10 protein-coding genes are annotated in these 13,939 nt (G+C 68.2%); 1 reads left to right on the top strand and 9 read right to left on the bottom strand.

Features of this window, described 5'->3' with window-relative positions; translation table 11 throughout:
• Positions 1-7: 7 nt before the first annotated feature.
• From K3A84_RS17625 to K3A84_RS17585, 9 genes are all read right to left on the bottom strand, one after another.
• Positions 8-1,363: a M48 family metalloprotease gene (locus K3A84_RS17625; RefSeq protein ID WP_404823180.1), complete on the bottom strand. Its 1,356-nt coding sequence runs from the start codon at positions 1,361-1,363 to the stop codon at positions 8-10.
• Positions 1,364-1,375: 12 nt separating this feature from the next.
• Positions 1,376-2,314, bottom strand: coding sequence for an alpha/beta hydrolase (locus K3A84_RS17620; RefSeq protein ID WP_225010788.1), 939 nt, complete (start codon positions 2,312-2,314; stop codon positions 1,376-1,378).
• 55 nt (positions 2,315-2,369) lie between these two features.
• Complete coding sequence (locus K3A84_RS17615) at positions 2,370-3,761, bottom strand: PAS domain-containing protein (protein WP_225010787.1); 1,392 nt, start codon at positions 3,759-3,761, stop codon at positions 2,370-2,372.
• A gap of 95 nt (positions 3,762-3,856) precedes the next feature.
• Entirely contained in the window at positions 3,857-4,744 is an 888-nt protein-coding gene (locus K3A84_RS17610; RefSeq protein ID WP_225010786.1) for an HpcH/HpaI aldolase/citrate lyase family protein, read from the bottom strand.
• A complete protein-coding gene (locus tag K3A84_RS17605; protein ID WP_225010785.1) occupies positions 4,722-5,993 on the bottom strand; it encodes an MFS transporter in 1,272 nt (423 codons plus the stop codon). Before K3A84_RS17605 ends, K3A84_RS17610 begins: the two co-directional genes overlap by 23 nt.
• Before the next feature lie 16 nt (positions 5,994-6,009).
• Entirely contained in the window at positions 6,010-6,453 is a 444-nt protein-coding gene (locus K3A84_RS17600) for a DUF2141 domain-containing protein (protein ID WP_225010784.1), read from the bottom strand.
• Positions 6,450-7,181, bottom strand: coding sequence for a sterol desaturase family protein (locus K3A84_RS17595; protein ID WP_225010783.1), 732 nt, complete (start codon positions 7,179-7,181; stop codon positions 6,450-6,452). Before K3A84_RS17595 ends, K3A84_RS17600 begins: the two co-directional genes overlap by 4 nt.
• Positions 7,182-7,214: 33 nt before the next feature.
• On the bottom strand, positions 7,215-9,476 hold the full coding sequence (locus tag K3A84_RS17590) for an NADP-dependent malic enzyme (protein ID WP_225010782.1): 2,262 nt from the start codon (positions 9,474-9,476) through the stop codon (positions 7,215-7,217).
• Between the two features lie 131 nt (positions 9,477-9,607).
• On the bottom strand, positions 9,608-11,245 hold the full coding sequence (locus K3A84_RS17585) for a hypothetical protein (protein WP_225010781.1): 1,638 nt from the start codon (positions 11,243-11,245) through the stop codon (positions 9,608-9,610).
• A gap of 122 nt (positions 11,246-11,367) precedes the next feature.
• On the opposite strand from K3A84_RS17585, the gene mutS reads away from it, so the two are divergent.
• A complete protein-coding gene (gene mutS, locus K3A84_RS17580) occupies positions 11,368-13,938 on the top strand; it encodes a DNA mismatch repair protein MutS (RefSeq protein ID WP_225010820.1) in 2,571 nt (856 codons plus the stop codon).
• Position 13,939 lies beyond the last annotated feature (1 nt).

Here is a 13,939-nt window from a genome sequence, read left to right as displayed (position 1 = left end):
GGAAGCGCTACTTCTTCTTGCCGCGGCGCTCAATCATCGCGCGCGCCGACATGGCGATGTCCTGCGCGCGCAACCAATCGGGCGAACCCTTGGGCAGCGCGGCTTCGGCAGCTTCGGCACTGCGTACCGCTTCGGTCAGGTTCAGTTCCATCAACTGCTGTTCGGCGCTGGCAAGGCGCGCGCGCGCTGTGTCACCTTGCGCTTCGTAGACGACGCCCAACTGATACCAGGCAAACGGGTTCTCGCGGTCGCGCGCCACCGCGTTCTTGAGCACCTTCTCCGCTTCGGGATAGTTTGCGTGGTCCTCGGTCGCGAGCAGGGCGTGGCCAAAGGTGGTGGCGATCAGCGGGGCATTGCCGCTCAATTGGGTCGCACGGCGCAGCGGATCGAGCGCATCGCGCGGGCGACCCGATTCGAGCAGGATCTGCCCCTTCAGTTCGAGCGCGTAAGGATCGTTCGGCGTCTGCGCCAGCAGTGCGTCGGTCTCGCCCAGCGCCTTGTCGAGAAACGCCTCCTTGTGGAAGGCATAGGCGCGCGCATAGCGCGCCGGGCTATCGGTCAGGTATTCGGGATAGGCGGTCAGCGTCGATTGCGGCTCGGCCAGGTAGCCATAGAGCTTGGCCTTCACGCGCAGGAAGCGGGCCTGCAGCGCCGGGTCCGCTGGCTTGCCCCACGCAGGGTCGTGCTCGTAGGTGTCCTGCAAGGTGGTCAGGCGGTCCGAGGTCATCGGGTGGGTGCTGTAGAATTCGGCATCGGCGTCGCGCTTGAAGCCGTAGCGGAATTCCTGGCTCTGCAGCTTCTTGAAGAAGTCGATCGAGCCGCGCCCCGAGATACCGGCCTTCGACAGGTACTGCGCGCCCGCAGCGTCCGCGCTCGATTCCTGGCTGCGGCTGAAGGCGAGGTACTTGCCGAGCGCGGCCTGCTGGCCGCCCATGAACACCGCCATCCCCGCCTCGGTCGCGCCCGCCGCCGCCGCCGCCGCGCCCAGCAACAGGCTGAGCAGGGTGATGCCGGTGGCCGGCTTGGATCCCGCATCGCTGATGACGTGGCCACCGGTGATGTGGCCCAGTTCGTGCGCGATCACGCCTTGCACCTCGCCCACGTTGTCGGCCGCGCCGATCAGCCCCGAATGGATGTAGATCGCCTGGCCCCCCGCGACGAACGCGTTGATCGTGCCGTCGTTCAGCAGGATGATGTCGACGTTCTTCGGATCGAGCCCCGCCGCCGCGATGATCGGGGCGGACATGTCGCGGAACAGCGCTTCGGTTTCGGCATCGCGCAGCACCGCTTGCGCGGCGACCGGCTGGATCGTCAAAGCGAGCGCCGAGGCGAGCGAGACGAGGCGGGCGAGGAAAGGCTTCACGTCGCGCAAGGCTTATCGCCCCGCCGCCTGAACCGTGGGTGAAGCGGTGACTTTGGCAAGGAAGCCCAGCACGGCGTCCATCGGGCGGGCATCGCGCGTGAAGGGCCGGGCGAAGGCCATGATCACGGCTTCGTGGCCCATGCCGTCGAGCAGCACGGCATGGGTCGGCGCGCCTGCTGCCGTCAGCGCGCGGGCGAGCGCAACGGAGTTGCGCGGGCGTACGCGGGTATCGTCGCGGCCATGGAGCAGCAGCATCGGCGGCGCATCGCCGCGCACATGGGCGATCGGCTGGGTGTCCTCCGGGTTTGGCGCATGACCGAAGGCGGCGATGGTGGCCGAATCATCGAAGGGATAGAAGTCGTAGGGGCCCGAGAGGCCCACCACGCCGCGCAGGGCGTCGGCGGACAGCCGCTGATGCGCCAGCCAGCGCCGGTCGAGCGCGAGCATCGCCGCGTTATAGGCCCCTGCGGAATGGCCCATCAGCACCACCCGCGCCGGATCGCCGCCGTGCGCGGCGGCATGGTCGGCCACCCAGCGCAGCGCCATCGCGCCGTCTTCCAGCATCACCGGGAAGCGACCATGATGGTTGAGGCGATAGCCTGCCAGCACCACGGCATAGCCTTGTGGCGCCAGCGCGCGGGCGATGAAACGATAATCGTGCGGATCGCCCGAACGCCAGCCGCCGCCGGGGATGAACACCACCACCGGAAGGGGGCCGCGCGCATTGGCCGGCACGAACATCTCGATTTTCTGTTCGGGGTCTGTGCCATAGCGCGCCGCCGCGACCTGCCGGATCGTTCCGTCACCGCCGCGCAGCAGCTTGTCCGCGCCATCGAGCACGGCGACCGCGTTGGTTTCGAGCGCATGGCGCACGGCGACGAAGCCGACGAGCGCGAGCAGCAGCAGGCTGAGCCCGGTCCAGCCGAGCCAGCCGATCTGGGGAAGTGCCACGCGTTTCCGATCCTGCCTGCCCGACGTCATTGCACCGGGCTAGCAGGACACGGCCCTATCCCACAAGCCGACGCGCGGCGCGTTCGAACAGCGGCAGGTCATCCGAGACTTCGCCCACCAGCACCACGTCGCCCGAAGGCAGGCGGCGGACCATGACGAGCGCGAATTCGGCGCCTGCTTTCGGCAGCTCGACCAGCGGCGTGGCCGGCAGCGCGCGCAGGTCCTCTGCGATCGCTTCGTGCGGATCGAGCCGATCGCGCCCGCCTTCTTCGCGGCGCAACCGGCGTTCGAGCGCAACCACGCCCTTCAGCCCCCCCGGCGCTTCGGCAAGGAAACGCCCCAGTTCGCCCCGGCCAAGGCCGATGCGCTGCGCATGGCCGAGCGCGGTGGCATATTCGGTAAGGCGTGTCTTGTCGTAGTCCGCGCCGAACACGAGCTTCACCAGCGGGGTCAGCGGCGCGCGCTCCTGCATCGTCAGCCCGGCTTCCTCGACCATGCGGCGATAGTCCTGCGGGCAGGCCTGCGCGGCGAGCGCACAATCCCAGGCACGGCCAATCGCGGCATAGAGCGCGCTGCGGGTACGGTCCTCGCTCGAATTGGCGAGCTTGGCCAGTTCGCGCGCGGACGACAGCCAGTCGGCCAGCGTGGCGGGCACTTCCTCGTGCGGGCCTTGCGCCGCTAGGCCGAAGGCAGGGCCCGGCAGCGGTGCGGCGGCGAAGTCGCCCTCGTCGAGCGCTTCGGGGAAGGGCAGGATCTCGGCGTCGAAGTCAGCGAGGTCGAGCGGCGGCAGGTCCAGCATGGCCGGGCCATCGGCCCATTCGGCCAGCGGTTCGGCAGCGCGACCCGCCTTGCGGCGCGCGTCGGGCCGGGGCTCCAGCGCCTGGCCGATCTCGAGCAGAAGCTCGTCGGTCACGGCGCGGTCGGCCACTTCCTTCCAGTTGATCACGCCATAGATGTAGTCGATCGCGTTGCCGTTCGAGGTGAACGGCAGCAGGATGCCACGATAGAGGATCGTGCGCCCGCGCTGGTTGACGAACTCCGCCTCGAACCCGATCGGCGCCTGGTTGGCGATGATCTGCAGGTAGTGGTCGGTGATGCGCGAGAGCAGCGAGCGGCCCGGAACGTCGCTCAGGCGCTTGAGCACGCCTTGCGCGCCGCACTCTTCGGCCAGCGTCTGGCCGAGAATGGCGATTGCCGGATCGTCCATGCCGCGATCGAAGCGCAGCAGCACCGAATTGGGGGCGAAGTCGGGCAGCTTGCCATCGAGCAGGCTGGCGACCGGCGGGAACGGCCCGGTGCCCAGCAGGCTCGCCCAGAAGTTGTAGGCGCGCACCTGCATCCGGCGCTCGTCCTGCCCCACGGCAGGGGGCGGCGATTCGATCGGATGGTCGTCTTCGGCCAGTTCGTAGTCCTGACGCTCTGTGTCGAAGCCGCGGTAGTCGTCCATCGCAAGGAATCCCTGGAACCTGTCGGGACCCTTCTGGCGCAACGTGGTAAAGGAATCTTTAAGTTGCGCCGCAACTTTCCCCTCAGGTCGGAGGCTCAGCGTGCAGCGATGGCTTCTGCCTTTGCAATCAGGCGCTTGGCCATTTCAGCATGGAGCAGTTCGGCCATCTTGCCGTTGACGCGCAACGCGCCGCGCCCTGCGTTTTCAGGCGCTGCGAAGGCTGCGACGATCGCTCGCGCATCGGCCAGGTCCGATTCGGAAGGGGCGAACACGCGGTTGGCGACCTCGATCTGGCTGGGGTGGATCAGCGTCTTGCCGTCCATGCCGAAGTCGCGCGCCTGCGTGCATTCGGCTTCGAGCCGGGCGGGGTCGTCGATTGCGTTGCACACGCCGTCGAGCAGGGCGAGGCCGTTGGCGCGTGCTGCCATGATCGCCTGGGACAGCACCGGCACGAACACCGCGCGGCCGGGCAACTGCGCCATGCCGGTATCCTTGGCGAGATCGTTGAGGCCGAGCACGAAAGCGGCAAGGCGCGTGGTGCCGGCACAGGCGGCGATGCGTTCCAGCGCCAGGATCGCGCGCGGTGTCTCGATCATCACCCACAGCGCCACGTTGGGGGCATAGCCTGCCGCGTCCATCGCCTGCGAGAGCGCGACCACATCGTCGGCGTCATCCACCTTGGGCGCGAGCAGCGCATCGAGCGGCGCGGCAGCCAGCGCGGCCAGGTCGTCGTGGCCCCACGGCGTTGCCAGCGCGTTGATCCGCCCGACCATGCGGCGATGGCCGAAGCCGCCCGCCGTCAGCTCGGCCACCAGAATTTCGCGCGCCTCAACCTTCATCTCGGGCGCGACGGCGTCCTCCAGATCGAGCGCCACCGCATCGGCGTCCAGCCCCCGCGCCTTCTCGATCGCGCGGCGGTTGCTGGCGGGCATGTAGAGCAGCGAGCGCAGGGGCCGATGATCAGCGGCGGGCGACGTTTGCATGGGCCTCTGGCTCCTCTACCGAATCGATGCGTCCTTGTTCGCGGGTCGGCATAGGCGCGATCAGGCGCAGCGCAAGCGTCGCGGCGGTCCATGCGGCGGCGGTCCGCAGCGCGACGGGCTGGCCCGCCATGTCGGCAAGGCTGCCCCAGATCCATGCGCCCAGCGCCATGCCCCCGAAGGTGACCGCCTGGTAGATCGCCAGGCAGCGCCCCAGAATCGCCTCGGGCGAGCGCAATTGCATCGCGACGTTGAGGCTGGTCATTGCCGAGACGAAGCCTGCGCCGCCGAGGAAGGCCGAGGCCATGGCGTGGGGCAGGCTGTGCGCCAGCGAGATCGACAGCAGCGCCATCGCAAAGGCCACGGTCGCAGCGCTGACCACGTTTTCGCTGCCGAAGCGGCGACGCGCCTTGCTGACCCACAACGCGGTCAGGATCGAGCCGATGCCGAACGCGCCCAACATGAGGCCGTAGTCGAGCTCGGTGCCGTGCAGCATGCCGCGCACGACCGTTGGCATCAGTGCCTGAAAGCCTGCTACGCCGAGGCCGAAGCACAGGCCCCGCAGCAGCACCTTGCGGATCGGCGCGGAGGACCAGCAGAACGAGAGGCCCACGCGGATCGAGCCCAGCATCGGCTGACGCTGCGGCGGGGGAGCTTCAGGCCGCCACGCCAGCAGCACCGCGATCATCCCGACATAGCTCACCGCGTTGAGCGCGAAGGCGAGGCTGACGCTCCATAGCGAGATCAGCACGCCGCCCAGCGCCGGACCCACGCTGCGCGCCAGGTTGAACGCGATCGAATTGAGCGCGATCGCCTGTGGCAGGTCCTCGCGCCCCACCTGCAAGCGGACAGAGGCTTGCCAGGCCGGACCGTTCAACGCCGTGCCCATGCCCACCATCAGCGTCAGGGCAAGCAGCAGATGGGGCGTGAGCCACCCGGCGTAGCCCAGGGCGGCCAGCACGGCCGAGACGACCAGCATCCCGGTCTGTGCCCACAGCATCACGCGGCGGCGGTCGAAATTGTCGGCGATCGCGCCTGCGAACACGCCCAGCAGCAGGATGGGGATCGTCGCCGACGCCTGGATCAGCGCGACGAGGACGTGACTGCGCGTGAGGTCGGTCATCAGCCAGGCGGCGGCGACCGACTGGATCATCGAGCCGACATTGGAAAACAGGTTGGCCGTCCAGATGGCGCGGAATGCAGGGTAGCGGAACGGTGCCAGCGCCCCGCCGGGCCGGGGAGGCGCCCCCATGGTCACGGACGCCCGGTCACAGCAGGTAGCGGACCTTGATCGCGGTGCGCAGGGGAGCTTCCCCCACCACGAGCGCGGCTGCGCGGAAGCTCGGCGGGCCGAAGCGCACCGGCGCGTCGCGCGAGAATCCATAGCCTTCCTTGGGGATCATCATCATCTTGTCCATCCGGCCATTGCCGTTCTCGTCGTGGAACAGCGCCACGGCATAGCGCCCCGGAACAACGTCGTGGAAGGTCACGGTTTCCCCGTCACGCGCAGGGACAGACAGATGCCGTGCGCCTGAATCCTTCTGGCAGTCGGGGAAGGTCTTCGCATCGGCGGTCAGGCACACCTGCACCAGCCCCTTGCCCGAACGCAGGCCATCGACCGTCACTTCCACCGACGAGCGGGCAGGAGATGTGGCGCCCAGCACCAGGGGCAGCCCGGCCAGCAACGCAAACGGCAGAGGCAGGATCTTCATGGCGCGGAAAGTCCCTTGTCGGTGCCGCACAAGCGATCCCAGAAGCGGAAGTACAGGCCGTAATTGCACCGATACTGCTCGTGATGGCGGTGGTGGTGGCTTGCGGATATCAGCCACCGCCCTGCCCGCGCATGAACGAGCCAGGCGGGAAACATTTCCCAGCCCATGTGGTTGGTCACCCCCATCACCGTCATGACCAGCAGCACCAGCCCCAGCATCCCGACATGGATCGGGATGACGAAGACCAGCGCCGGGATCAGCAGCCCGACCAGCGCGGCCTCGACCGGATGGAAGTTCATCGCAGCCCACGCCGTCGGCGGGCGGCTGGCGTGGTGGATCGCATGGATGCGGCGGAACACCGCCGGGCGGTGCATCCAGCGGTGCGTCCAGTAGAACCAGGTATCGTGCAGGAACAGGTAGGCCAGCAGCGACAGCGGCAGCCACCACAGCGGGTAAGCGGCAGGATCGGTATAGATCTTCGTCCAGCCGCGTTGCTGCCAGCCCCACGCGACCACGCCGGCCGGCACGCCATAGATCAGGCAGGAGACGAGGCTCCAGGCGATCTCGGCGCGCATCTGCGCTTCCAGGCCCTTGTAGTGGCCCGGCCGGACCTTGCGGGTCAGGCCCGCGAACAGGCCCGACGTGGCCAGATAGCGCACCGCCACGATCGCGGTCATCGCCAGCGCCGAAAGCGCGACACTCACCACAACGGAAGGCGGCGTGTCCATGGCCGCGTCAGCCCGGACCCGCCGCCGTGCGCATCAGCCCGCGATCCCCGCCGCCGCCAGCACGGCAAGCGTCAGGATGTCGGGCGCGATCGCGGTCATCGGCGCGACCTGCACCGGCTTTTCCATGCCGATCAGCATCGGCCCGATCACCGCGTTGCCCGCCAGTTCGCGCAGCAGCTTGGCCGAGATGTTGGCCGATTGCAGCCCCGGCATGATCAGCACGTTGGCCGGGCCCGAAAGGCGGCAGAACGGATAGTTCGCCATGACCTTGGGGTTGAGCGCGGCATCGGGCGCCATTTCGCCTTCGTATTCGAAACCGGGGTTCTTTTCGTCGAGGATGGAGACCGCCCCGCGAATGTTGTCCAGCCACTTGCCCGAAGGATTGCCGAAGGTGGAGTACGACAGGAACGCCACGCGCGGTTCGTGGCCCATGCGCTTGGCCACCGCAGCCGTCTCGATCGCGATGTGGGCGAGATCCTCGGCCGAGGGGCGCTCGTTCACGGTCGTGTCGGCCAGGAACACGGTGTAGTTCTTGGCGACCATCAGGTGAATGCCGAAGGGCAGGTGGCCGGGCTTGGGGTGCAGGACCTGGCGCACTTCCTTCATCGACTGCGCGAACGTGCGCGTCATGCCGGTGATCAGCGCATCGCCATGGCCCAGCGCGACCAGCAGCGAGGCAAAGACGTTGCGGTCCTGGTTGACCATGCGGCGGACGTCGCGTTCCAGGAAGCCGCGGCGCTGCAGCTGCTCGTAGAGGTAGGCGACCATCTCGGGCACCAGCGGCGAGACGGCAGAGTTGTGGATCTCGTACGAATCGGCGTCGGCCACGCCCAGTTCGTTGAGCTTGTCGAGCACCGGCTGGGTGCGCCCCACCAGCACCGGCGTGCCATAGCCGAAGTCCTTGAACTGGATCGCGGCGCGCAGCACCACTTCGTTTTCGGCTTCGGCGAAGACCACGCGCTTGGGGTTCTCGCGCGCCTGTTCGAACACGCGGGTCAGCACAGCGGTCGTCGGATTGAGCCGCGCCTTGAGGCTGGTGCGATAGGCCGCGAAATCTTCGATCGGCTTCTGCGCCACGCCCGTTTCCATCGCCGCACGGGCGACGGCGGACGAGACCACTTCCATCAGGCGCGGATCGAACGGGGCGGGGATGATGTAGTCGAGCCCGAAAGTGTGGTTCTGGCCATAGGCCGCGGCCACTTCTTCCGGCACCGGCTCGCGCGCCAGTTCGGCGATGGCGCTGGCGGCGGCGATCTTCATCTCTTCGTTGATCGCGGTCGCCCGCACGTCGAGCGCACCGCGGAAGATGAAGGGGAAGCCCAGCACGTTGTTGACCTGGTTCGGATAGTCCGAACGGCCCGTTGCCACGATCGCGTCGGGGCGCACGGCCTTGGCCTCGGGCGGGGTGATCTCGGGATCGGGATTGGCCATCGCGAAGATGATCGGCTGCGGCGCCATCGAACGCACCATGTCCTGCGTCACCGCGCCCTTGACCGACAGGCCGAGGAAGATGTCGGCACCGACCATGGCTTCGGCCAGCGTGCGCTTGTCGGTCATCACCGCATGCGCCGACTTGAACTGGTCGACGTTTTCGCGGCCCGGATAGATCACGCCCTTGGTGTCGCACATGATCACGTTTTCGTGGCGCACGCCCATGGCCTTGATCAGCGCGGTGCAGGCGATCGCTGCTGCGCCCGCGCCGTTGACCACCACCTTGACCTCGTCGAGCTTGCGGCCCGTCAGGTAGCAGGCATTGAGCAGGCCAGCGGCCGAGATGATTGCGGTGCCGTGCTGGTCATCGTGCATCACCGGGATCTTGAGGCGTTCCTTGAGCGCCTGTTCGATGATGAAACATTCGGGTGCCTTGATGTCTTCAAGGTTGATGCCGCCAAAGCTCGGCTCCATCAGCGCCACCGCTTCGATGAACGCCTGCGGATCTTCGGTGGCGAGTTCGATGTCGATCGAATCGACGTCGGCGAAGCGCTTGAACAGCACCGCCTTGCCTTCCATCACCGGCTTCGACGCAAGCGCGCCGAGGTTGCCCATGCCGAGGATGGCGGTCCCGTTCGAGATCACCGCGACGAGGTTGCCCTTGGCAGTGTAGTCGTAGGCGGTGGCGGGATCGTCGGCGATGGCGCGCACCGGCACGGCGACGCCGGGCGAATAGGCGAGGCTGAGGTCACGCTGCGTCGCCATCGGCTTGCTGGCGATGATCTCGATCTTACCGGGGCGGATCGTGTTGTGGTAGAAAAGCGCCTCGCGCTCGGTGAAGCGGACGTTGCTTTCCTCGGACATGAGTCCCCCCTGATATTTTGGCGCGTTGTCGAAAGTCGAAACGGCACTGTCCGACCTGAACCGCTACGTCAAGGCGGCGATGCAACGCATTTTTCGATACTGCGATTGCGTATTGCGCAAGAAGGTTGCGGCTAGAAGTCCTTGGGCTTCCACGTCGGGAACCCCAGTGGACGGACCTGGAACAGCAGGCTGCGCCCTTCCTGCCACACGAGCTGGAGCCGGGGGTCGGGATTGCTGGGCAAGCCGGTGTCGATCAGCCACACGTAATCGACCCGCTCGATCGGCGCCTTGCTCAGCGCATAATCGACGGTGCGCATCCGGCGACCGGCGCAGCGGGGCGACCACACGAACTCCGACGGGTCGGCGGCGAAGTTGCGGCCGGGGCGGAAGCGCGGGATCACCATGTGCAGCCCCGGCACGGCCCAGTTGTCGTTGACCCAGGCCTGGCGATAGAGGCTCGACAGGCTGGCGAGGTGGTCGCGCCGGGTGTTGCGCCACGATTCTTCCAGGCAGGAATGTTCCACGAAAGCGAGCACGCGGCTGCCCGGCTCGACATGGTGGAGCGCCGCCAGCTGCTTGCGATAGTCCTGCGCGTAGTCGGCAAAGCTCGCGCCGGTGACCACCAGCCGCACCGCCAGCAGCAGCATGCCCGCCGTCGCGATGATGCGCGCGCGCCGTTCGCCCGCCTCGCTCCAGTCCTGCAGGCCCAGCGCCAGCATGGCGGCGACCGGCAGCAAGCGCACATCGACGAAGGCGCTGCCATTGATGTCGCTGGGGATCGCCAGGAACAGCAGGAACACGAGCAGGCCGGGCAGGCCGAGCTGCCACTTCCACCGCGCGCCAAGCGCCCAGCCGAACAGCACCAGTCCGATGCACAGCGCGGTCGTCGTGCCGTCGAGCAGCTTGGACTGGTCGCGCAGCGTCAGCACCAGATACCAGGCTTTCTGATCCCAGCGCCACTTGTTGAGGCTGCGCACAGGCTCGGGCGAAAGGTACTTCCACAGCACCATCGTCACGATCGTTGCCAGCAGCGGCCAGCACAGCAGCCACAGCCGCCAGGCGATGTCCTTCCACCCCAGTTCGCGCACCAGCGTGCGGGCGATCGAGGGCTTCCACCAGCCGCGCGGCAGGCGGTCGATCTCGCGCCCGACGGCGTTCGCGCCGACCAGCAGCGCCAGCAGCATGCCGCCGATGGCATGGCACAGCATCGCCACCGGCTGCGCCGCGATCAGCAGCGCCGCGCGCTGCTTCGGCTTGCGCTCCAGCCACACCGAGGCGGCGAACGCGGTCAGTGAAATGCCGGTTGCGAGAATATAGTTGAGAAAGCCGGTCAGCAGCGGGAAGCTGAACACGAACATCAGCGCCCAGGCCGCGCCGTGCCCACCCTTGGGATTGAGCACGCGGATGGTCCACAGGCAGCCGCCCGCGAACAGGCCGGTCGCCAGCACCGTGCTCCACCATCCGGCGGCAAGGATGCCGAACTGCGCGCCCAGCACCTTCATCAGCACGCCGCCACCGATGTTCAGGGTGAACACCCACTTCCAGCTGAAGTACTTTTCCAGCGGATTGCCCGGCCCGGCGGCCTCGATCGCGGCGGCGCCCATGTGGCCCGGCACGTCGATCAGCGGTGGCACTTCGACCAGCGCGAAGGGTAGGCAGATCGCCAGTACCAGCAGCACGATGCCCGGCCCGCTCAGCCACGGCAGCGCACCGGCGCGATCCCACAGCGCGCGCACGACGGACGAAAAGGATTTGTCGCGGACCTGCATCAGCCCTTTTGCGAGCCCCTGTGCGCTTGGCCGGAACTTGTCGATATCCGGCGACGGTGGTTTGAGAAACGGGCGCGTCTGGTCTAGCCACCAGCGTCGTGACGCCTAATGCCCCAACTCCGATGATGGCGCAATATCTTGCGCTCAAGGCGCAAGCCGCCGACTGCCTCCTGTTCTACCGGATGGGGGACTTCTTCGAGCTGTTCTTCGACGATGCGAAGGTGGCTGCACAGGTGCTCGACATCGCGCTGACCAGCCGGGGCGAACACGGCGGCGCGCCGATCCCGATGTGCGGCGTGCCGGTGCATTCGGCCGAAGGCTACCTCGCCCGGCTGATCAAGGCGGGCTGCCGCGTGGCCATCGCCGAACAGGTCGAAAGCCCTGAGGAAGCGAAGAAGCGCGGCGGCTCCAAGGCGCTGGTCGCGCGCGATATCGTGCGTTTCGTGACGGCGGGGACGCTGACCGAGGAAGCCCTGCTGGAACCGCGCCGCGCCAACGTGCTGGCCGCGATCTGCGGGGTGCGCGGGGTTGTGGGCATCGCCGCCTGCGACATCTCGACCGGCCGCATGGAGCTGGAGGAATGCGCGCCCGAGGCCATCGGCGCCGCACTCGCACGCCTGGGTGCGAGCGAGATCGTCGCACCCGAAGACTGGGACGAAGCACCCCTGGATATCGTGCCGCGCCCGGCGCGCAGCTTCGATTCGGGGCGTGGCGAGGCGCGGCTGAAAGAGCTGCACGGCGTTTCCACGCTCGATGGCTTTGGCCAGTTCAGCCGGGCGATGCTCGCCGCCGCCTGCGGGCTGGTGGACTACCTCGACCATGCGGGGCGCGGAAAGCTGCCGTTCCTGCTGCCGCCCGTGGTGCGCGAGCCGGGCGGCCACATGGCGATGGACGAGGCAACGCGCGCCAGTCTCGAAATTCTCGCCAGCACCACCGGCGGGCGCAAGGGCAGTCTGGTCGAAGCGGTCGACCGCTGCGTCACCGGGGCGGGCGCGCGGCTGCTGGCCGAAGACCTTTCGGCCCCGCTGACCGATCCGCAAGCGATCCGCCAGCGGCTCGAGCTGGTCAGCTGGCTCCACGATGATCCCCTGCTGCGCGGCGACGTGCGCGCGATCCTGCGCGCGGCGCCCGACGTGGGCCGTGCGCTCGGGCGTCTGGTCGCGGGGCGCGGCAGCCCGCGCGATCTCGGCCAGTTGCGCGATGGCCTGTCCGAAGCGCTGCGCCTGCGCGAGCTGCTGTTTGCGCGCGGTGACCGGCCGGTGCTCGCCGATGCGCTGGTCCCTGCGCTCGGCGGCCATGGCGCGCTGGTCGATCTCTACGCCCGCGCGCTCGTCCCCGCGCCGCCGACCGAGCGCGCGCAGGGCGGCTTCATCGCCGAAGGCTACGACGCTGCGCTCGACGAATTGCGCCGCGCGTCGGGCAATTCGCGCCGCACGATTGCCGCGCTCGAAGCGAAATACCGCGACGAAACCGGCGTTTCCGCGCTCAAGATCCGGCACAACGGCGTGCTGGGCTACTTCATCGAGGTTCCGGCCCGCCATGCCGACCGCCTGATGCAGCCCGATTCGGGCTTCACCCACCGCCAGACCATGGCGGGCGCGGTGCGCTTCAACGCGCTGGCGCTGCACGAGGAAGCCAGCCGCATCGCCGAATCGGGCGGCCATGCGCTCGCGGCGGAGGAAGCGCACTTCGAGGATCTGGTGGGCCAAGCCGTCGAACGCCGCGAGGCCATCGCCGCCACCGCCGCCGCGCTCGCCCGGCTGGATGTTGCCGCCGGGCAGGCCGAACGCGCTGCCGAGGGCGGCTGGACCCTGCCGCGCGTGGTGGACGAGCCCAGCCTCGAGATCGTCGGCGGACGCCATCCCGTGGTCGAAGCGGCGCTTGGCGCCAAAGGCGAACGCTTCGTCGCCAACGACTGCGCACTGTCTTCCGACGACCGGCTCTGGCTGATCGGCGGCCCCAACATGGGCGGTAAATCGACCTTCCTACGCCAGAACGCGCTGATCGTGCTGCTGGCGCAGGCGGGGGGCTTCGTGCCCGCGGAACGCGCCACGGTGGGCCTTGTCGACCGCCTGTTCAGCCGTGTCGGCGCTGCCGACAACCTCGCGCGCGGGCGCTCAACCTTCATGGTCGAGATGGTCGAGACCGCCGCGATCCTGTCCCAGGCGACCGAGCGCAGCTTCGTCATCCTCGACGAAGTGGGGCGCGGCACCTCGACCTACGATGGCCTCGCGCTGGCGTGGGCCGTGGCCGAGGCGGTGCACGAAGTGAACCGCAGCCGCTGCCTGTTCGCCACGCACTACCACGAACTGGCGCGGCTGGCCGAAACCTGCCCCGCGCTCTCGCTCCACCACGTTCGCGCGCGCGAGTGGAAGGGCGATCTGGTCCTGCTACATGAACTGGCCGAAGGCCCTGCGGACAAGAGCTACGGCCTTGCCGTCGCGCGCCTTGCCGGGGTGCCCGCACCGGTCGTCAAGCGCGCCAAGGCGGTCCTCGACAAGCTGGAGAAGGGCCGCGCCGCGACCGGGGGCCTCGCCGCGGGCCTCGGCGACCTGCCGCTGTTCGCCGCCGCGATCGAGGCGGCGGAGGAAAAGGTCGACGCCCTGCGCGACAAGCTGAACGCGGTGGACATCGATTCGCTCTCCCCGCGCGCCGCGCTCGATCTGCTCTACGATCTGAAACGGGAAATCTGAC

Origin of the sequence: Novosphingobium percolationis (assembly GCF_020179425.1) — a bacterium.
In the GTDB taxonomy this organism is placed as follows: Bacteria; Pseudomonadota; Alphaproteobacteria; order Sphingomonadales; family Sphingomonadaceae; genus Novosphingobium; species Novosphingobium percolationis.
This window is presented reverse-complemented; position numbering and strand designations above follow the sequence as displayed.

What these genes read in the sequence shown, in the direction of transcription:
- K3A84_RS17615 (WP_225010787.1), bottom strand. Translation starts at nt 3,761, where the DNA reads ATGGACGACTACCGCGGCTTCGACACAGAGCGTCAGGACTACGAACTG.
- K3A84_RS17610 (WP_225010786.1), bottom strand. Translation starts at nt 4,744, where the DNA reads ATGCAAACGTCGCCCGCCGCTGATCATCGGCCCCTGCGCTCGCTGCTC.
- K3A84_RS17605 (WP_225010785.1), bottom strand. Translation starts at nt 5,993, where the DNA reads ATGGGGGCGCCTCCCCGGCCCGGCGGGGCGCTGGCACCGTTCCGCTAC.
- K3A84_RS17600 (WP_225010784.1), bottom strand. Translation starts at nt 6,453, where the DNA reads ATGAAGATCCTGCCTCTGCCGTTTGCGTTGCTGGCCGGGCTGCCCCTG.
- K3A84_RS17595 (WP_225010783.1), bottom strand. Translation starts at nt 7,181, where the DNA reads ATGGACACGCCGCCTTCCGTTGTGGTGAGTGTCGCGCTTTCGGCGCTG.
- K3A84_RS17590 (WP_225010782.1), bottom strand. Translation starts at nt 9,476, where the DNA reads ATGTCCGAGGAAAGCAACGTCCGCTTCACCGAGCGCGAGGCGCTTTTC.
- K3A84_RS17585 (WP_225010781.1), bottom strand. Translation starts at nt 11,245, where the DNA reads ATGCAGGTCCGCGACAAATCCTTTTCGTCCGTCGTGCGCGCGCTGTGG.
- mutS (WP_225010820.1), top strand. Translation starts at nt 11,368, where the DNA reads ATGATGGCGCAATATCTTGCGCTCAAGGCGCAAGCCGCCGACTGCCTC.